Genomic DNA, 18,994 nt, shown 5'->3' on the forward strand with positions numbered 1-18,994 from the left:
GACAGCCCCTCCTTAGCAAAATTAGAAATACCGGACATCCCGGAGGGGAAGGTTACTGACATGAAATCATGCGCCTGGACTACCAACCAGAGCTGTGTTTTTGTATTTCTTTCACTACTATTATATCTTTTTTCCCATAATTTTCATATATTCAACAATCATTTTTTTATGTGACCCTACAATATAGTCAGGTAGCTCTGTTACTGGAAAGAACTTAAGCTGAACAGCTTCTTCTTTATTCATAACAAAATTTCCTTCGTATTCATCGGTATAATAGGCGGTTGTTACGGATTGAAATTCATCACCGTTTGCTAATTTGGTAAAATAATTCGCTCCAGAAAATACATTGATTAATCGTAAATTCTTAACTTCTATTCCTGCCTCTTCATATACTTCGCGGTAAGCGGTTTCTTCTGGTGATTCACCAAGCTCCATTAGCCCGCCAGGCAGCCCCCATTTTCCGTACGGCTCTGTTCGTTGCTGTAATAAAACATATCCACTTTCATTTATAACGAGTACAACAGCTCCAACTAAAATTAAAGGGCGATGACCAACTATTTTTCGTAATTCTTCTACATATCCCATCGTATCGCCTCCTTTTTCGTTGTCCACACTATTGTATCATATGTATGAAACGACAAAATGCGTATATTTTTCATTTTTTTAACAAAATATTTATTTTATGTGCTTCATCTACTGTAGCTAACATAATGGATTCGATTTCCGCACTCTTCTCTAAAAACTCTTTCGCCCACTCTTCTGTTTTTCCTAATAAAGCGAGTACATCCTGTTGAATTCTACCATCCTTCACTAAAATAAAAGCAACTGGAGATTTTTTCCCCGCCACTTTAAGATCAAGCCGAGAAACTGCTTCATATTCTGGATACTGAAATATAGAAACAACACCACTTGCTTCCCATAATGCTAATTTAATCGTTTGAATATCGCTCACATTTCGCATGCGAAGTTCCGAAAATAAATATTCTGCCGTAATTCTCGCTTTTTTCAAATTGCTAAAATCAATGGAACCATTGTGTATAAGAATAACTGGCGCAGGCTCTAAAAAACGTCTCCACCTATCCCATTTCAACATTAAAACAGAGCTTACAATATGTAATACAACTAGTATAAAAGTTGTAATCATTGAACCAAGTAATCCGACCTTTTCATCGGATAGTGCATTAGAAATATTCCCACCAAGCAATAACACTAATACAACATCTAAAAAGCGAAGTTGTGCAATGGACCTTTGTCCCATCAATTTCGCAACTAAAATTAAAAATATATAAGCTATAACTGCCCGAATAATCCATTCCCCATTAGAAATATGCCGTGCTCCTTCAAAAATATGTATATACATAACTTTGCACCCCTTAAACGTTGCAAACTACAATTTTGTTTTAGTTTGCAACGTTTAAGAGCATATATGTAAAAAAAGCTGATTCGTTTTTAAACGAACCAGCTTTTTGTTACTTAACGGAAAACATATATTTTTTATACGTTTTCCGTACCGATAATATGAGTCCCATCATAATCATATTCGAGAATAAGGAGCTTCCCCCATATGATAAGAAAGGTAGTGCGATACCTTTTACAGGCATTAACCCAACGATCATACCAATATTTTGGAATATTTGAACCGTTAGTATTCCTATTGATCCAGCACATAATAATGTACCAAATAAATTATCAGCAGAATAACCAATAATAATTGTTCGATAAAGTAGTAACAGGAACAAGAACACAACTAGTGCTGCTACTATAAATCCACCTTCTTCAGCAATTGTAGCGAATATAAAGTCAGTGTGTTTCTCTGGAATATAGACGCTCCCTGCACCGTACCCTTTACCTTCCATACCTCCACTACCTACAGCTAAAATCGATTGCTGCGTTTGATAGCCTTGATCTACATTTTCAAATGGATTTAACCAACCTAAAATACGTGATTGTTGGTGAGGTTTTAGTAAAGTAACCAGTTTATTAAAGAAGAAGTCTGGGTATTTTACAAATATAAATATTAATGTAGACAATATTGTCACTGGAATTACTGTACATATCGCAATTAATTTCTTTTGAATTCCTGACATGAATAAAATACATGCGATAGCTGCTGCATATAAGAACACCATTCCTGTGTCTGGTTGGCTATATACAACGGCCATAGGTGGAAGAGATACTAACATAACCTTCCCGACCAATTTTAAATCAGTCTGGAATGTCCGGGCCATATACTGAGCATTATGTTTCACCGCTAAACTTGCAACTAGTAGAAGCAATGAAATTTTGAAAAACTCAGATGGCTGGATTTGTCCAACCAATGGAAAAACGAACCATCTTTTTGCACCTAATTTTTCAGGTGTGAAAGTGGAAACCGGTAGTATTTTCAAAAGAATAAGTGAACCAAACCCAACTATATAAAGCGGCCAAGACAATTTTTGCAATTGATCTAAGTCGATGCTTGCAACAAGCAATAACAATACAGCCCCAATTATGTAGTTCAAACCCTGTTTCGCAGCAAAGTTTGCATCTCCATACTGTCCGGTTTGCTGACTGCTATATATAGCGGCTATACTCGTAACACATAATGCACACAAAATTAAAATTAATTTTACATCTAAACTTTTTAGAAACTCGGTACTTCTTTTCATGACATCCTCCTGAAACATTGTTACAGCAAAATAAAAAACCAGGAGTCAACATTCTTCATGTTTTGACGACTGATTACACATTATCTATAAAACACTTATATAGAATAACTCTCTTTTTCATACAATACAATATATTATACTACAGTTTCATCAGTAAGATTTGCCAAAAAAATTATTCTTTTCTTATTTTATATCTATATACCATATATCAGCAATGTATTTTCGCAAATTCCTTATACATGATCATTCATTGTAAGATTAATGGGAAAAGGTTTGTACATATTGTAGGATACAAATGAAGAAATAAGATGATAAAAAGCTCGCATAAGCGAGCTTTTTATTAATATACAGATGTATTGTTTTCTGACATGTTTTCTAAAATTTCTTTAACACGTCCTAAGAACTTACCACAAATTAAACCATCAAGTACGCGGTGATCAAGTGATAAACATAAGTTAACCATGTCACGAGCACCGAACATACCGTTATCCATAATTACTGGGCGTTTTACAATTGATTCTACTTGTAAAATAGCCGCTTGTGGGTAATTAATAATACCCATAGATTGAACAGAACCGAATGATCCTGTGTTATTAATTGTAAATGTTCCGCCTTGCATTTCGTCCGCTTTTAACGATTTCGTGCGTACTTTTCCTGCAAGTTCTGTAATTTCACGAGCGATACCTTTAATTGTTTTCTCGTCCGCTTGCTTAATTACTGGTACAAATAGCTCTTCTTCTGTTGCAACAGCGATAGAAAGGTTAATATCTTTCTTCTGAACGATTTTATCGCCAGCCCACATAGAATTGATTTGAGGATACTCTTTTAACGCTTGTGCTACTGCTTTTACGAAGAAAGCAAAGAACGTTAAGTTAAATCCTTCACGCTTTTTAAAATCACCTTTAATTGAATTACGGTATGACACAAGGTTTGTCACATCTACTTCAATCATCATCCAAGCGTGTGGCGCTTCGTGTTTACTACGTAACATGTTCGCTGCAATCGCTTTACGCACACCTGTTACTGGAATTTCGATATCGCCAGGCATTGTCGGTACAGAAACTGGTTTCGCAGCTTCTACTTTTTGCGCTACCGGCGCTGCTTTTGGTGCTTCTGGACGTGCTTCTACTACTGCTACAGCTTCTTCTTTTTTCGCACCTGCTTGCGGGATGTTTCCAGATTCCACTAGCTTTAAAATATCTTTACGAGTAATACGGCCATTTGCTCCCGTACCTTCTACTAAATCTAAATCAACATTATGCTCACCCGCAAGTTTTAAAACCGCTGGTGAAAAACGTGGTTTTCCATCAGTTGGTTGTTTTACTTTCGGTGCTTTTTCAGATGTAGTTACTTCTGCTTTTGATTCTTCTTTTGTTTTTTCTTCTACAGCTGTTGCTGCTACTTCATCTGCGCCTTCTACTTGAATAACACAAACAACTTCACCTACAGCTAACGTATCACCTTCACCGGCTATTAACTCTTTCACAATACCAGTGAAAGAAGATGGTACTTCTGCATTTACTTTATCTGTCATTACCTCTGCAAGTGGATCATATTTGTTTACGTGATCGCCAACATTAACGAGCCATTTACTAATTGTACCCTCTGTAACGCTCTCCCCGAGCTGAGGCATTGTAATATTTTCTACAGCCATGTATAGTCCCCCCGATTAAAATTCCGCAAGTTCACGCATTGCTTTTTCAACTTTATCTGGATTTACCATAAAGAATTTTTCCATTGTTGGTGCATATGGCATTGCTGGAACGTCTGGGCCTGCAAGACGTGCTATTGGTGCATCTAAATCAAACAGACAGTTTTCAGCGATAATTGCTGCCACTTCACTCATAATGCTTCCTTCTTTATTGTCTTCTGTTACAAGAAGAACTTTACCAGTTTTTGAAGCAGCTTCGATAATTGCTTCTTTATCTAATGGATATACAGTACGTAAATCAAGAATGTGTGCAGAGATGCCATCTTGCGCTAATTTCTCAGCTGCTTGAAGAGCAAAGTGGACACATAATCCGTACGTGATAACAGTAATGTCATCACCTTCACGTTTTACATCTGCTTTTCCGATTGGTAATACGTAATCATCTTCTGGCACTTCACCTTTAATTAAGCGATATGCACGTTTATGCTCAAAGAATAATACTGGATCTTCATCACGAATTGCAGCTTTTAATAAGCCTTTTGCATCATATGGTGTAGAAGGGATAACAATTTTTAAACCTGGTTGGTTTGCAAACATCGCTTCTACAGATTGTGAATGATACAATGCACCGTGAACGCCGCCACCAAATGGCGCACGAACTGTAATTGGACAAGTCCAATCATTGTTAGAACGATAACGAATTTTTGCTGCCTCAGAAACAATTTGGTTTACTGCTGGCATGATGAAATCAGCAAACTGCATTTCAGCGATTGGACGCATTCCATACATTGCCGCACCAATTGCTACCCCAGCGATTGCTGATTCTGCAAGTGGTGTATCTAACGCACGATCTTCACCAAATTGATCATATAATCCGTGTGTCGCTTTAAATACGCCACCTTTTTTACCAACATCTTCACCTAAAACGAATACTTTCTCATCGCGTTCCATTTCCTCGCGCATTGCTAATGTAATAGCATCAATATAAGACATTACAGCCATGAAACGTTCCCCCCTATTCTGCGTATACGTGCTTCAATGCATCTTCAGGTGCTGCATACGGAGCATTTTCTGCATATTCTGTTGCTTCGTTGACGATATGCATAATTTCATCTAACATTTGCTTTTCGAATTCCTCAGTTAACACGCCAACTTCTTTTAAATAAGCAGCAAATGTTATAATTGAATCATTTTTCTTCGCTTCTTCTACTTCTTCTTTATCACGATAAACACGATCATCATCGTCACTAGAATGTGCTGTTAAACGATATGATACTGTTTCAATTAAAGTTGGGCCTTCACCACGACGGCCGCGGTCTGCTGCCTCTTTTACTGCTTTATATACTGCAAGCGGATCGTTTCCGTCTACTGTATATCCAGGCATACCATATCCAATTGCACGATCTGATACATTTTTACATGCTAATTGTTTTTCAACTGGAATAGAGATTGCGTATTTATTATTTTCACACATGAAAATAACAGGTAGTTTGTGTACGCCAGCAAAGTTTGCACCTTCATGGAAATCACCTTGGTTTGAAGAGCCTTCTCCGAATGTAACGAACGTTACTAAATCTTTCTTCTCCATTTTTCCAGCTAACGCAATACCAACTGCATGTGGTACTTGTGTTGTTACTGGAGATGAACCTGTAACAATACGATTTTTCTTTTGGCCGAAGTGACCAGGCATTTGACGACCACCAGAGTTTGGATCTCCAGCTTTCGCAAAACCAGATAACATAAGCTCTTTAGCTGTCATACCAAACGCTAGTACAACACCCATATCACGGTAGTATGGTAATGCATAATCTTTCTCTCTATCAAGAGCGAACGCTGCTCCAACTTGTGCAGCCTCTTGTCCTTGACAAGAAATTACGAATGGAATTTTACCTGCACGGTTTAATAACCACATACGTTCGTCAATTTTACGTGCAAGTAACATCGTACGGAACATTTCTAATACTTGCTCATCACTTAAGCCAAGCTCTTCATGGCGCTTTTCTTTTACTTCTGCCATTTTTCATAACCTCCTAAATCCACATTTTTATGCGTGTAACGCTTTTCCATCTACAGCTAGTGCTGCTTCACCAATCGCCTCAGATAATGATGGATGCGGATGAATTGTATGTGCTACTTCCCAAGGTGTTGCATCAAGTACTCTTGCAAGACCAGCTTCAGAAATCATATCTGTTACATGTGGTCCAATCATATGAACACCAAGAATGTCATTTGTTTCTTCATCGACTACAAGTTTTACAAAACCATCTGATTCTCCGTATACAAGTGCCTTTCCGATTGCGCGGAATGAGAACTTACCTACTTTTAACTTATAGCCTTTTTCTTTCGCTTCTTGTTCTGTTAAACCAACAGAAGCAACTTCTGGACTACTATATACGCATTTTGATACCATTGAATAATCAATTGGTGTAACTTCTTTACCTGCAATGTGTTCTACTGCAACAATTCCTTCATGAGAAGCAACATGAGCAAGTTGCAAGCCACCAATTACGTCTCCAATCGCGTAAATGTGAGATTCTTTCGTTTGATAAAACTCATTTGTTTGAATGTATCCTTTTTCCACAACGATATCAGTATTCTCTAAGCCAATATTTTGCGTATTCGCTTGTCTTCCTACAGATACAAGCATTTTTTCTGCTTTAAATTCTTTATTCTCACCGTTATGTTCAGCTTGAATTGTTACTCCATTATCTTTTACCAATGTTTCTGGTAATACTTTTGCACCAGTTACCACTTTAATACCTTTTTTCTTGAATAGACGTTGCATTTCTTTTGAAACGTCCTGATCTTCTAGTGGTAATATAGTTTTCGCATACTCTAATACTGTAACTTCTACACCGAAGTCAGCAAGCATAGATGCCCACTCAATACCGATTACACCGCCACCCACGATAATGATTGAACTAGGAAGCGTTTCCATTTTTAGGGCATGATCTGAAGACATTACGTACTCTCCGTCTAACTCTAATCCTGGTAATGAATTTGGACGAGAACCTGTTGCAACAAGTACATTTTTTGGAATTAACATTTCATTTTCTTCTCCACTTGCAAGTTCAACTGAAATTGTCCCTGGCATCGGAGAGAAAATAGATGGGCCAAGAATACGGCCAATACCTTCAAACACATCAATTTTACCTTGTTTCATTAAATGTTGAACGCCTTTATGAAGCTGCGTTACAATTTTCTCTTTACGCTCTTGTACTTTCGCAAAGTTTAGTTCTACATTACTTGCAATAACTCCGAACTCTTCGCTTTTTTTAGCAGTTGCGTATACTTCCGCACTACGTAAAAGAGCTTTACTAGGAATACATCCTTTGTGTAAACAAGTACCACCAAGATTTTCTTTTTCAACAAGTGCAGTTTTTAAACCTAGTTGTGATGCACGAATAGCAGCAACATATCCACCAGTACCGCCGCCAACGATGACTAAATCATATTCTTTTGCCATTATCTCAACCCCTAGCTACCGTTTCTTTTTCACGTACAACATATTCTTTTGGAGCTTCTTCTTCACGTAATACACGAAGTGCTCCTTCTGCTAATGCTTGTAATTCATCTTCTCCTGGATGTACGATAACATCTGCAATCCAATCTACTCGTTCTTTTATTTCATCGACAAGAATTTTACTGTATGCAAGTCCACCAGTTAATACGATTGCATCGATTTTCCCGTGAAGTACAGCGCTAGCTCCGCCAATCTCTTTTGCAACTTGATATGCCATTGCTTTATAAATCAGAGTTGCTTCAGGATCACCTTTTTCAACCATTTGTTCTACTTTAATCGCATCATTTGTGCCGATAAGACTTACAAGTCCACCTTGCCCGACAAGCTTTTTAACCATTTCGTCACGATAATACTCGCCAGAGAAACACATTTCAACTAATTGTCCTACTGGTACTGTACCAGCACGCTCTGGACTAAATGGTCCTTCTCCGTTTAAGCCATTATTAACATCAATAACTTTTCCTTTTTTATGAGCACCAACTGTAATGCCGCCGCCCATATGTGTAACTAATAAATTTAAATCCTCGTATTTGTGATTTAACTGTTCAGCAACTTTACGAGCAACCGCTTTTTGATTTAATGCATGGAAAATACTTTTACGTTCCATACCAGCAATACCGCTTATGCGAGCAATCGGCTCCATTTCATCTACAACAACAGGATCTACAATGAATGCCGGAATATTTAATCCAGAAGCAATTTCATATGCTAAAATGCCTCCAAGGTTTGAAGCATGATGACCACTAAACCCATTTTTTAAATCTTCTAACATCGCATCATTTACTGTATACGTTCCACCTTCGATTGGACGAAGTAATCCACCACGCCCACAAACAGCGTTCAATTTTGAAATATTAATACCGTGAGAATGTAGAACTTCTAAAATCGTTTCTTTTCGAAACTCATATTGATCAATGATTCGCTTATATTTTCCAATCTGTTCTTCGTCATGACGAATTGTTTCTTCTAAAACGGGTCTTTCATTATCAAAAACACCAATTTTTGTGGATGTACTACCCGGATTAATAACAAGAATTCGATTTAAGGACAATGTTGCTACCTCCACTAATAAATTCAAAAGGAAGTGGAAACCTCATGAGAGGTAACCACACCTTTTGTAAAAGTTTTATATGAATAATTAGCGACGGCTAATAATGTCGTGACCGTTGCGTAAGTAAGTGCTACGAGTGTTTTTCAAACTTGCAATGCGCTCTTCAGCTAGACGATCTGCTGCTACATAAGTTGCTACGCCATCGCGTTTTGAAATTTCGATTACTTTTGCAATTGTGTCATAAATAGACTCAACACGTTTTAGTGCACGTTCTCTATTGTATCCATATAATTCGTCTGCTACGTTAATTACGCCACCTGCATTAATAACATAGTCTGGTGCGTATACAATACCCATTTCATGAATGATGTCACCGTGACGATCTTCTTTTAATTGGTTATTTGCAGAACCTGCGATTACTTTTGCTTTAAGTTGTGGAATAGTTTCATCATTAACTGTTGCGCCTAATGCACATGGTGCATAAATATCACATTCAACACCGTAAATTTCATTTGGCTCAACTGCTGATGCACCGAATTCTTCTACTGCACGTTGTACAGCTTCTTTATTAATATCTGTTACGATTAATTTTGCTCCTTCAGCGTGTAAATGTTTGCATAGGTGATATGCTACGTTACCAACACCTTGAACAGCGATTACTTTTCCTTCTAGGTTATCTGTACCGAACGCTTCTTTCGCAGCTGCCTTCATACCACGGTAAACACCGTATGCAGTTACTGGAGATGGGTTACCAGAAGAACCGAATGATGGTGAAATACCTGTTACAAAGTCAGTTTCTTCATGGATAATATCCATATCATCTACTGTTGTACCAACATCTTCAGCTGTAATGTAACGTCCGTTTAGCCCTTGAATGTAGCGTCCTAATGCACGGAACATTGCTTCGCTTTTATCTTTACGTGGATCACCGATAATTACTGTTTTTGCACCACCTAAGTTTAAACCAGCTGCTGCATTTTTGTATGTCATCCCTTTTGCAAGACGCAATGCATCTTCAATCGCCGCTTCTTCAGAATCATATGTCCACATTCTTGTTCCACCAAGAGCTGGTCCAAGTGTTGTATCATGAATTGCAATAATTGCTTTTAAACCAGATTCTTTATCTTGACAAAATACTACTTGCTCATAATCATATTTTTCTAAGTATTCGAAGATTTCTAATGTCATTGTCGTTTCCCCCTAATGTTTTACCCTTTTTGGTTTATTTTGAAGCAGTCGCAACTGCCAATGCTAATGAATATACTTTTGTTTCTGCTGAATCAGCACGAGATGTTAAAACAATCGGTGCTTTTGCGCCAGCAATCATTGCTCCTACTTTTGCATCTGCAAAGTAAACGAGTGATTTATATAGCACATTTCCAGCTTCAATCGTTGGGACGAGTAAAATGTCTGCCTTACCTGCTACATCACTTACTATGCCTTTATGCTCTGCTGCAATTTGTGATACTGCATTATCTAAAGCAAGTGGTCCATCAACGATACAATTTTTGATTTGTCCACGGCGATTCATTTGTGTTAACATCGCTGCATCAATTGTCGCTTGCATCGCTGGATTCACAACCTCTACTGCTGCGATTGGTGCCACTTTTGGCAACTCAATTCCTATTGCCCGGGCAACTTCTACAGTATTTTGTGTAATAGCAGCTTTTTGTGTTACGTCAGGTGCGATGTTCATCGCTGCATCCGTAACGAAAATAAGACGATTATAATTTGGAACTTCAAATGCTGCTACATGTGAAAGTACACTACCTTTACGTAGCCCCCACTCTTTATTTAACACAGCCTTCAAAATATTTGCTGTTGGGATGTTCCCCTTCATAAGTACATCTGCTTCACCGTTTCTCACAGCTTTAACAGAAAGTTCTGCAGCCTCAGCACTTGACTCTGCTGCAATCATTTCAATATGTTCTGAAGTTTGTAAACCATGTTCTTGTAGCATCCCCATTATTTTCTCTTGATTTCCATATAGACGAAATTGAGCTAGCTGTAATTTAATTGCTTTCGCTACAGCTTCAATTACTTCATGATCTTCAGCTACTGCTACAGCTACAGTTTTTTTAGGCTGTCCTGCCGCTTGATCAATTAAGTGTTCTAACTTCATATTTTGTAATCAACCCTTTCCGTCGTCCCTCGCCTATTTATTAAGCAAATACCGTGCCAACTTTTAAAAGTGGTCTTACCAATAATGAAAACGCATTCAAAATGCAGTAAAATCAATACTTTTTAAAAAACGGAATATTATGTCTCCTTTTGTCGCTTCTTGTATACCATGCAATAAATTGCATGGTACGCAATTTATTGCATGCTATTTTTTGCATGGTCGTACTTTTCTAACTTGTAATATAAGTTTCGAACCGAAATCCCTAACGCTTTTGCAGTCTTCGTTTTGTTTCCATCAAATTTCTCCAAATATTCATGGATAATATTCCCCTCAAATTCTGTCACTAAGTGTTCAAGGGCCTTCTCTTCTAATTCAGGTAATAAATTATTTTGTTTCGTCTCTACTTGTTCTTCTTTATGTAAAGGCGGTAAATGATGTACATCAATATATATCTCGTTATAATTCATAAAGATAATAGCTCGCCCTAAAATATTTTCAAGTTCCCTAACATTCCCTGGCCATTCATATGATTGTAAATACGAAACGGCTGCATCGGTGAGCCCTTCTACATTCCGGCCATAATCTTGGTTGATTTTTTGAATTAACCTTTCTGCAATCGCTGGTATGTCTCCTTTGCGCTGACGAAGGGAAGGAATTTGAATTGGGATTTTATTCAAACGATAATATAAGTCCTCTCTGAACTTCCCTTCTAAAATCGCTTTTTCTAAATTCACATGCGTCGCCGCAATCACTCGAACATTAATAGGAATCGCTTTCGTTCCTCCTACTTTCACAATCTCTTTTTCCTGGAGTACACGAAGGAGCTTCGCTTGCGTATTCGCAGATAACTCTCCAATTTCATCTAAAAATATACTCCCATTGTTCGCTTCTTCAAAGAAACCTCGTTTACCGCCTCTTTTCGCTCCAGAGAACGCACCTTCCTCATAACCGAATAATTCACTTTCTAACAACGTTTCCGAAATAGCCGCACAGTTTACACGGACGAACTTATTATATTTTCGATTACTTCCATTATGGATTGCATGCGCAAATAATTCTTTACCTGTCCCAGATTCTCCACGTAGCAATACTGTTGCTGGTGTATTCGCTCCAAGCTTTGCTTGTTCAATAGCTGCCGTCGTTTCATCTGAATCGCCAACAATATCATCAAATGAATATTTCGCTTCTAATGTTCGAATAATTTGTCTTGCCCTATTCAATTCATTTGTTAACTTTTGAATTTCTGATACATCGCGAATTACACCGACGCTTCCTTTCAATATTCCATCAACAATAACCGGTGCTACGTTTACAATTACATCCCGCTTTTTTTGCCCAATCTTCATATGTATTCCTCGTACGGCTCGGCGTGTCCGAAGTACTTTCATATGCATACTTTCACCTTCTACAATATCAGTTGTAGCCGGCTTCCCTATAATATCCTCTTCTGTCAAACCCGTTAACTTCGTATAAGCAGGGTTTATAACTAGCCCTCTTCCTTTCTCATCGACAACCGAAATCGCTTCCTCAGATGAGTTGATAATCGCCTCAAGTAGCGTTTGAATTTCTTTTAAGTCTGTAACTTCTTCCGCTAAATCTACAACTTCTGTAATATCTTTAAAAATCGCAAATGCCCCTTGAACCTCTCCATCTTCTTTTAATATTGGTATACGCGTTGTAATAATTTTCTTTTCATTCTCTAGCGTCAGTTCATAATTCACTTCTATTTGTTTCGTACGTATAATGCGCAGTAACTTACTCGTTGGAATGACTTCTAAAATATATTTCCCTATCGCTTCTTCTTTTTTATATCCGATAATACGCTCTGCACTTTTATTAAACAGACGAACTTGTCCCTCTCGATCTATAACAATCATACCGTCATGTGTAGAATTTAAAATCAAATCCCCTTGTTGCGTCTGTTCTTCCAGCTTCCCAATTAATTCTTCCTTCTCATGCGCTAATCTCGTAACAATTTTTGCAATATCCCCTGGTATAAGAAGAGTATCTTTATGCTTAACCTCCCATAAAACCTTATGTAAATCATAGTCACCTGTCATATCGAACATTACATCAATATGCATAAAAAGAAACGGGGTTACACTATCACCAATCGGAATTCCATATTCCTTAGCAATTTCTAATCCTTTCGCTATTGGATTAATATCAATAACCCCTATAATTTGAAATATATTCGAATTTTGTAACAGACTAAGCAGTGTACTTCCACCTTCACCCGCTCCAACAATTAACACCTTTTGTTTCATACATTACACTTCCTCTCGAAGTATCTCTGCAAAATTTTTCACACCCTTATCTTACTCGTTCAGCAACCTCTTGACAAACCCCCTTTTCATATAACATCATTTAATATATACGAAATAATCTGAAAAGGAGCGTTATGTATGCAGCGTTACCTTGCTCTATTATTAGCACTCATCCCTATTTCATTAGCTGTGCTTGGCATAAAGTTAATGAGAGACACTGTATTTGGGATTTTATTCTCTCCAATCCCTATATTATGGTTACAATTTTTAATCGGCGCTTTTTGCTTCGCACTTGGGTTTTATATCTTTGGCGGCTTCGTCCTACATAGAGATCGTAAGAGAAATAAAGTACAAGCCCGCTTTAGAAGATAGAACAAATTTTTCACATATCCATAAACAAAAAACGAGACCGTTATAATAGGTCTCATTTTTTTATCGATAATAAAGTTCTTGCTGTTTCAGGATAATCAGTAATAATCGCCGATATGTTCATATCAAAATATTTACGCATAAGCGTTTCTTCATTTATTGTGTAAGGACGAACCTCTACACCACTTTCCATCGTTAATTCAGCAATGGCATCTTGAAGATAACGATAATTTGGATGCACTGCTTTAGCACCCATTTTTTTCGCATATGCCCACGGGCTATGCAGACCTTCGCGATATAAAATAGCTGTTTGAATATCCGGAGCCATCATATGACACCGCTTCATACTGTAGTGATTAAAAGAAGAAAAAATAGTCCGATCCTCTAAACTAAACTTACGTACAAGTGTTATTACTTCTTCCTCTAAGCCTCTATATGGAATTGTATTATTTTTCAGTTCAATATTGAGTAGCAATTGCGTTTTTGTAAGCCATTCAAGCACCTCTTCTAATAGAGGGATTTTACAAAAACCTACTTTTCCGCTGAATTTATAACTTGCATCTAACTTACATAAATCTTCGTATAAATAATTCCGAACAGCACCTTTTCCATTCGTCGTTCGATTCACAGTTTCATCATGGATGACGACAACTTTTCCATCTTTCGTTAATTGAACATCAAGTTCAATTCCGTCTGCCCCGAAAGCCTCCGCTGCTTCAAATGAAATCATTGTATTTTCCGGGTATGTTCCCGCCGCACCACGATGTGCAAATATAAGAGTCATCCTCACTCCCCCAATCTTATGCTATACTATACGAAAAAGGAGGTACTTCTATGAGACCATTACAAATTTCTCCAGACACTGCAATCCGCTTATCAAAAGCGTTAGGTGTCCCGCTCGAACAGCTCATGCATATGCCACAACACATTTTAATTCAAAAGTTAGTTGAATTAGAAAAACAAAATAAAGACGAAGAATAATATGGTCCTGTTTTGCAGGGCTTTTTAATTTATCCTTACTACATATATTATCACAAGTAAATCTTCTATACAGTGAAACTTCCATCAGATAGGTTATCTTGTCTTGATCTCCTATTGATAAATCCCCCCAACAAATCGCTCTCTTACCGGCATTTCTTGAACAAAAAACGAAAGAGCGTTGCCTTATGACATCGCTCTTTCGTTTTCATTTCTCTATTGAAAATATATTAAACCTTTATCATTTATCCGCTTTATGATTTATCGTTGTCTTATTATGTTCTGTTTTCACCCATGTATGTTGTTGCTTCCATTTAATTAGACCAACAATTTGAGCATAAATAAACGTATATGCGTAATAAAAGATAGAAAAACTCATTTGGAAAAGTTTATACTTTCTATTTGTATCTACCTTAACTGCATAATACATACAAACAACAAATTGATACACAAATAATATTAAAGAAAGAATACTCGCGCCTAAAATCATCGCAACTAAGCGTTTCCCTATATCAGGGATATCTTGATATGATTGCGTCGCAACAACATATCCTAAAGCAATTAAAATACCTATCAAGGTTATTGTCATTTGAACTGCACGTGTCATACCAAATAGATAAAACAACTGGTCAATAATTCTTATTTTCCCTTTTTCAGTAAACAGTTTTTTTACCATAGGTTTAAAATTTGTAAACGCAACATACCAATGCCCTTGTGACCAACGCGTACGTTGTTTAATACTAATTTTAAAGTTATCTGGCTTTTCATCGTATACTCGAACAAAGTGATTCCATAATACTCTTCCATTATCTTTAACAATTTCCATCTCTAATTCTAAATCCTCTGTTAACGAGTCGAAACAGAAACCACCATGTTTCATTAAGTACTCCATTTTAACAATGAACCCAGTTCCACCAATAGCATTCGGTAATCCAAGACGATATTTTGCCAGCTGGAAGAAACGATTTGTTAAGTAATAGCTCATAGCATAACCAAGCGATAAATTAGTCGCTGAGTTTTTTGAATCTAAATAAATTTGAATCGCTTCTGGCTTATCTTTAGCAATGTATTGTGAATTTAACTCTTGTAAAACATTCGAATCGACATGATTATCAGCATCTAAAATCATTAAACAATCGTATTTTTCAGTCAATTTATCGAATCCTAAATAACGTAACGCATATTGCAAACCTGCTGGTTTCCCTACTCCTTCACGAGGAAATAGCTGTTCACTTGTATTAACATATTTCATTCCCTTTTCTTCACAAATAGCACCTGTTCTATCAGTACTATTATCATTTACAACATAGATATCATATAGATCATCTCGGTATTGAATTTTTCTCAAATTATCAATAGTTGAACCAATTACTTTCTCTTCATTATGTGCTGCAACTAATATTAAAAACCTTGTCTTATCTTCAATTATTTCATAATCACGTTTTGCTTTACCAAACCCAAAAAAGGAGATAATTACATAGTATACCGTATTAATATTAACATATACTGTAATGATGAAAAACAATGCTAATAATACGTTAACTACTTTTCCGGTCAAAAATTCCATATCCATCCTCCTAAAATCCTTTCAATATACAACATTATAGACTCTTAAATAAGAATATTCTAGTTTATTTCAAATTTTCTTAAATATCTATAAATTCAATATTATGAACAGTCATAAAATAAAGTGAATAATAGTCAGCGTTTTTTTTATCTATCTTCCGCTGACTATTATCCACTATTAATTAAGCTTTTATTGTAATCTATTTTTCTGTAAAGAAGAGCCTCTTAATATTCTATTTTTTCATTGTTAATCTACCTTTTGCTAACCACCAAATCCCACTTACTAACATTACATCTAAGCAGACTGTAAATAAAAATAAATGTTTAGCGAAATCCCCTTCTCCACTTCCAACAAATGGGACCACATAAGAAACCATACCAATTATAGCTACCGCAGTAAATATGTCAGGAATAAGCCGCTCATTATGCGTCTTAGCTCTTCTGTATTCTAGCAAAATTCCTAGTCCATATAAAATGTATAAAAGAACAATCCATATAAATCCATTTGGATGATATTTCTCTTTCACATGGCTCCATAAAGAAAATGTCTCTACTTGAGTAGCGGGAACTGGATTATCTTTTTTCTCATAATTACCAAGAAAAGCAACTCCATCAACGGACGGACGGATGATCCAAGCATATTCAGCCGTTGCCTCTAGTTTATCCCAAAATCTTTGCGGATGCGTTAAATAAAATTTGGCGATATCAGGGAATTTTATTTTACTATATAATTCTTTATGCAACCTTGGGTCTTCCTGTGGTATCGCTGCATTAGACCAAAAATGAGTTCCTGCATTTACAGCAAGTTCCGGATTTACTCCAAGATCACGTAAATCTTGTTCTGGATTTGGAGAATCTTTAAGAACTCCATAAAATACGGTTTGGTATATATTAATTTTATCGATCCAGGCAGGTGAACTTTTATAACAAATAAAAGATAAAATTAAAAGTAATGCCGTCATTGATACAATTACACTTCTCCATACTTTATCCTTGCGTATAAACCATAGTCTAATAGTAAGTAATGCCGCTATAAATCCTGCTGGTGTATACTGCGTTTTAGAACAAGCAAGCATTATTGTCGATATATAAAACAAAATAACTAACCAAACAGACGAATGTTTCTGACGCGCAAGTTGAATTCCTAATGCAATTGTTAAAAATAGAAAAACATACGTTACCGCTTCACCATACATAGAATTAAAATATACTAAATATCCAATATCTGCAAAAACAACGATTGTTAACGTTACAAGAAAACCATTCACGATTTTATTATTCGTTTTATTCAGTTTGACAGTTAGATATAGTGCTAGAAGAAAAATCATAATATATTCGACCGCTAGAACTCGTATATCAAACCAAGGACCTGGTAATATTTTCCCAATCCATAAAGCTGGCACCATGAGAATCAACTGTGAAGAAACATAATCACCTGAAGCTGGATTTACATAAGCATATAAATGATGGATAAATGAAAAATATCTATCTACCCTCGCTTCATTTGGATCTGGATAAGCTAATCCAAATTGAACCATAATCCGCTCAAAATCGCCATTATCAGCAAGACCAACAATCGGCTTAATAAGTAATAAACCAATCATTATTATCGCTGACACAACGACTGCAATAAATTCCCATTTTAACCATTTTCTCTTCATTTTCTATCTCCTTTATATGCATGCCATTACGTCATCGTTTTTTTGCCAGACAAACATGCAACTAACATTATCCTTCCAACTCTTTTTAACTGAAAATTATAACCTCTTTCATCACATTTTTCGCAATAATCCGGATATACTAAAAGTCAACATGTTCATAGTAAACATACCTCTCTAATCACCAGAGCATTCACAACATGAAAACCAACAAAATTTTACATCATCTACCTTAAACTGTCAATTATCGATCTGAATTTTCGGAATAATAATCAACAAGGAATGGACACCTCCACTAATTAAAGTTTCACTTTATTGCACTTGTGGTGCATCCCCCGAATTGTAAAGTTCTTTCGTTTTTTCCTCTCCGAATGTAGTTAAAATATAATGTTGCTCTTCTACTGCATCCATTGCTCTAGTAGCTTTACCAATATTCCCTTCCTGAGCATCCCAGAAATAGTTATGGTCTTCTACTATTTTACTAAAGTCTTTTTTTGCCCATCTATTAGCAATTGTTAATAGCTCATTTTTCTTCTCAAAGTTACTCTTCTTTATGATTGCTTTCAATGTTTCAGCATTCTTTTGAGTCATCGGGATGGATCCCCACTTTTGTTCTGCCACTACTTTTTGATGAGTCATGTGGTGCATCGCTGTAATTACTTCACTTTCAGTAGAATTTTCAGTAACATACAGATTGACAAAGACTCCATCTACCTCTCTACCTACTACCAGTGATTCTTCTTTTTTATCTATTTCAGCACTTACTTGTTTATCTACTGGATTATCTGCAAGTTCTAACATTCCAAAAGTAACCGCCACAGCAAGAGCTCCCATAACCACTACTATTCCTAGCCAAGTTAATATTTTATTTTCCATTCCTCGTCTCCCCATCTGTACTTATTAAAACCTCTCGCAAAACATTATATCAAAAACCTTCCCTTTATAGATAATATTTCTAAATATAGGTTTTGTTTTCCATAAAGTTGAATGAGTCCTTTTAATTTATCCCCCAAAAAACTTTGGCTGAAATTGAACTTACTTTTCGACAAAATAAAAAGACCAACGAATCATAAAATTCATTGGTCTTTGAGTGAAAAGTTTATTGATTTTAAAATTGATATTAAGTATAGGTTTCAAGAATTCGTCGGCTTTACTAAAGAG

Annotated in this window: 17 protein-coding genes; 2 read left to right on the forward strand and 15 right to left on the reverse strand. The window is 36.4% G+C overall.

All coding sequences use genetic code 11. The features are described 5' to 3' along the window. Window positions 1-120: 120 nt before the first annotated feature. The 11 genes from ACTFQM_RS15795 to ACTFQM_RS15845 form a co-directional block, all read right to left on the reverse strand. Window positions 121-585: an NUDIX hydrolase gene (locus tag ACTFQM_RS15795; protein ID WP_440035141.1), complete on the reverse strand. Its 465-nt coding sequence runs from the start codon at window positions 583-585 to the stop codon at window positions 121-123. A gap of 70 nt (window positions 586-655) precedes the next feature. Then, the gene (locus ACTFQM_RS15800) at window positions 656-1,360 is read right to left on the reverse strand and encodes a DUF421 domain-containing protein (protein WP_048374143.1); all 705 of its coding nucleotides are present in this window, start codon (window positions 1,358-1,360) and stop codon (window positions 656-658) included. Between the two features lie 109 nt (window positions 1,361-1,469). After that, window positions 1,470-2,648, reverse strand: coding sequence for an FtsW/RodA/SpoVE family cell cycle protein (locus ACTFQM_RS15805; RefSeq protein ID WP_440035143.1), 1,179 nt, complete (start codon window positions 2,646-2,648; stop codon window positions 1,470-1,472). Between the two features lie 340 nt (window positions 2,649-2,988). After that, the gene (locus tag ACTFQM_RS15810) at window positions 2,989-4,302 is read right to left on the reverse strand and encodes a dihydrolipoamide acetyltransferase family protein (protein WP_440035144.1); all 1,314 of its coding nucleotides are present in this window, start codon (window positions 4,300-4,302) and stop codon (window positions 2,989-2,991) included. Window positions 4,303-4,317: 15 nt separating this feature from the next. Further along, window positions 4,318-5,301 carry a 3-methyl-2-oxobutanoate dehydrogenase subunit beta gene (gene bfmBAB / locus ACTFQM_RS15815; protein ID WP_000290076.1) on the reverse strand — a complete coding sequence of 328 codons (984 nt, stop codon included), beginning with the start codon at window positions 5,299-5,301 and terminating at the stop codon, window positions 4,318-4,320. A gap of 13 nt (window positions 5,302-5,314) precedes the next feature. Further along, window positions 5,315-6,316: a 3-methyl-2-oxobutanoate dehydrogenase subunit alpha gene (gene bfmBAA / locus ACTFQM_RS15820; RefSeq protein ID WP_002173391.1), complete on the reverse strand. Its 1,002-nt coding sequence runs from the start codon at window positions 6,314-6,316 to the stop codon at window positions 5,315-5,317. Between the two features lie 27 nt (window positions 6,317-6,343). Beyond that, entirely contained in the window at window positions 6,344-7,765 is a 1,422-nt protein-coding gene (gene lpdA, locus ACTFQM_RS15825) for a dihydrolipoyl dehydrogenase (protein ID WP_001051296.1), read from the reverse strand. 4 nt (window positions 7,766-7,769) lie between these two features. Next, window positions 7,770-8,873, reverse strand: a complete 1,104-nt coding sequence (buk, locus tag ACTFQM_RS15830; protein WP_002173393.1) for a butyrate kinase — start codon at window positions 8,871-8,873, stop codon at window positions 7,770-7,772. Window positions 8,874-8,960: 87 nt separating this feature from the next. Then, window positions 8,961-10,061, reverse strand: coding sequence for a leucine dehydrogenase (locus tag ACTFQM_RS15835; RefSeq protein ID WP_002173394.1), 1,101 nt, complete (start codon window positions 10,059-10,061; stop codon window positions 8,961-8,963). 34 nt (window positions 10,062-10,095) lie between these two features. Then, window positions 10,096-10,995 carry a phosphate butyryltransferase gene (gene yqiS, locus ACTFQM_RS15840; protein ID WP_440035147.1) on the reverse strand — a complete coding sequence of 300 codons (900 nt, stop codon included), beginning with the start codon at window positions 10,993-10,995 and terminating at the stop codon, window positions 10,096-10,098. A 194-nt stretch (window positions 10,996-11,189) separates the two neighbouring features. Beyond that, the gene (locus ACTFQM_RS15845; RefSeq protein WP_440035148.1) at window positions 11,190-13,262 is read right to left on the reverse strand and encodes a sigma 54-interacting transcriptional regulator; all 2,073 of its coding nucleotides are present in this window, start codon (window positions 13,260-13,262) and stop codon (window positions 11,190-11,192) included. Window positions 13,263-13,400: 138 nt separating this feature from the next. On the opposite strand from ACTFQM_RS15845, the gene ACTFQM_RS15850 reads away from it, so the two are divergent. After that, window positions 13,401-13,634, forward strand: coding sequence for a DUF2627 domain-containing protein (locus ACTFQM_RS15850; protein WP_002173397.1), 234 nt, complete (start codon window positions 13,401-13,403; stop codon window positions 13,632-13,634). Between the two features lie 52 nt (window positions 13,635-13,686). Here ACTFQM_RS15850 and ACTFQM_RS15855 read toward each other — a convergent pair whose 3' ends face one another. Further along, window positions 13,687-14,415 carry a glycerophosphodiester phosphodiesterase gene (locus tag ACTFQM_RS15855; protein WP_002173398.1) on the reverse strand — a complete coding sequence of 243 codons (729 nt, stop codon included), beginning with the start codon at window positions 14,413-14,415 and terminating at the stop codon, window positions 13,687-13,689. A 50-nt stretch (window positions 14,416-14,465) separates the two neighbouring features. Between ACTFQM_RS15855 and ACTFQM_RS15860 the strand changes: the two genes are divergently transcribed. After that, complete coding sequence (locus tag ACTFQM_RS15860) at window positions 14,466-14,612, forward strand: YycC family protein (protein WP_042979757.1); 147 nt, start codon at window positions 14,466-14,468, stop codon at window positions 14,610-14,612. Window positions 14,613-14,850: 238 nt separating this feature from the next. Here ACTFQM_RS15860 and ACTFQM_RS15865 read toward each other — a convergent pair whose 3' ends face one another. The 3 genes from ACTFQM_RS15865 to ACTFQM_RS15875 all read right to left on the reverse strand — a co-directional run bounded on the left by ACTFQM_RS15865 (window position 14,851) and on the right by ACTFQM_RS15875 (window position 18,709). Next, on the reverse strand, window positions 14,851-16,176 hold the full coding sequence (locus ACTFQM_RS15865) for a glycosyltransferase family 2 protein (RefSeq protein ID WP_440035150.1): 1,326 nt from the start codon (window positions 16,174-16,176) through the stop codon (window positions 14,851-14,853). Window positions 16,177-16,408: 232 nt separating this feature from the next. Further along, window positions 16,409-17,836, reverse strand: a complete 1,428-nt coding sequence (gene wsfD, locus ACTFQM_RS15870) for a glycan biosynthesis hexose transferase WsfD (RefSeq protein WP_440035151.1) — start codon at window positions 17,834-17,836, stop codon at window positions 16,409-16,411. Window positions 17,837-18,145: 309 nt separating this feature from the next. Then, the gene (locus ACTFQM_RS15875) at window positions 18,146-18,709 is read right to left on the reverse strand and encodes a PRK06770 family protein (RefSeq protein WP_440035153.1); all 564 of its coding nucleotides are present in this window, start codon (window positions 18,707-18,709) and stop codon (window positions 18,146-18,148) included. Window positions 18,710-18,994 lie beyond the last annotated feature (285 nt).

Origin of the sequence: Bacillus cereus group sp. MYBK30-2 (assembly GCF_051915945.1) — a bacterium.
Classification (GTDB): Bacteria; Bacillota; Bacilli; order Bacillales; family Bacillaceae_G; genus Bacillus_A; species Bacillus_A paramycoides.

Excerpts from the sequence above, each read along its gene's own strand:
- ACTFQM_RS15845 (WP_440035148.1), bottom strand. The coding sequence starts at position 13,262 with ATGAAACAAAAGGTGTTAATTGTTGGAGCGGGTGAAGGTGGAAGTACA.
- bfmBAA (WP_002173391.1), bottom strand. The coding sequence starts at position 6,316 with ATGGCAGAAGTAAAAGAAAAGCGCCATGAAGAGCTTGGCTTAAGTGAT.
- bfmBAB (WP_000290076.1), bottom strand. The coding sequence starts at position 5,301 with ATGGCTGTAATGTCTTATATTGATGCTATTACATTAGCAATGCGCGAG.
- ACTFQM_RS15805 (WP_440035143.1), bottom strand. The coding sequence starts at position 2,648 with ATGAAAAGAAGTACCGAGTTTCTAAAAAGTTTAGATGTAAAATTAATT.
- lpdA (WP_001051296.1), bottom strand. The coding sequence starts at position 7,765 with ATGGCAAAAGAATATGATTTAGTCATCGTTGGCGGCGGTACTGGTGGA.
- wsfD (WP_440035151.1), bottom strand. The coding sequence starts at position 17,836 with ATGAAGAGAAAATGGTTAAAATGGGAATTTATTGCAGTCGTTGTGTCA.
- ACTFQM_RS15800 (WP_048374143.1), bottom strand. The coding sequence starts at position 1,360 with ATGTATATACATATTTTTGAAGGAGCACGGCATATTTCTAATGGGGAA.
- ACTFQM_RS15835 (WP_002173394.1), bottom strand. The coding sequence starts at position 10,061 with ATGACATTAGAAATCTTCGAATACTTAGAAAAATATGATTATGAGCAA.
- ACTFQM_RS15855 (WP_002173398.1), bottom strand. The coding sequence starts at position 14,415 with ATGACTCTTATATTTGCACATCGTGGTGCGGCGGGAACATACCCGGAA.
- ACTFQM_RS15810 (WP_440035144.1), bottom strand. The coding sequence starts at position 4,302 with ATGGCTGTAGAAAATATTACAATGCCTCAGCTCGGGGAGAGCGTTACA.
- ACTFQM_RS15875 (WP_440035153.1), bottom strand. The coding sequence starts at position 18,709 with ATGGAAAATAAAATATTAACTTGGCTAGGAATAGTAGTGGTTATGGGA.
- ACTFQM_RS15865 (WP_440035150.1), bottom strand. The coding sequence starts at position 16,176 with ATGGAATTTTTGACCGGAAAAGTAGTTAACGTATTATTAGCATTGTTT.
- ACTFQM_RS15860 (WP_042979757.1), top strand. The coding sequence starts at position 14,466 with ATGAGACCATTACAAATTTCTCCAGACACTGCAATCCGCTTATCAAAA.
- ACTFQM_RS15850 (WP_002173397.1), top strand. The coding sequence starts at position 13,401 with ATGCAGCGTTACCTTGCTCTATTATTAGCACTCATCCCTATTTCATTA.
- ACTFQM_RS15795 (WP_440035141.1), bottom strand. The coding sequence starts at position 585 with ATGGGATATGTAGAAGAATTACGAAAAATAGTTGGTCATCGCCCTTTA.
- yqiS (WP_440035147.1), bottom strand. The coding sequence starts at position 10,995 with ATGAAGTTAGAACACTTAATTGATCAAGCGGCAGGACAGCCTAAAAAA.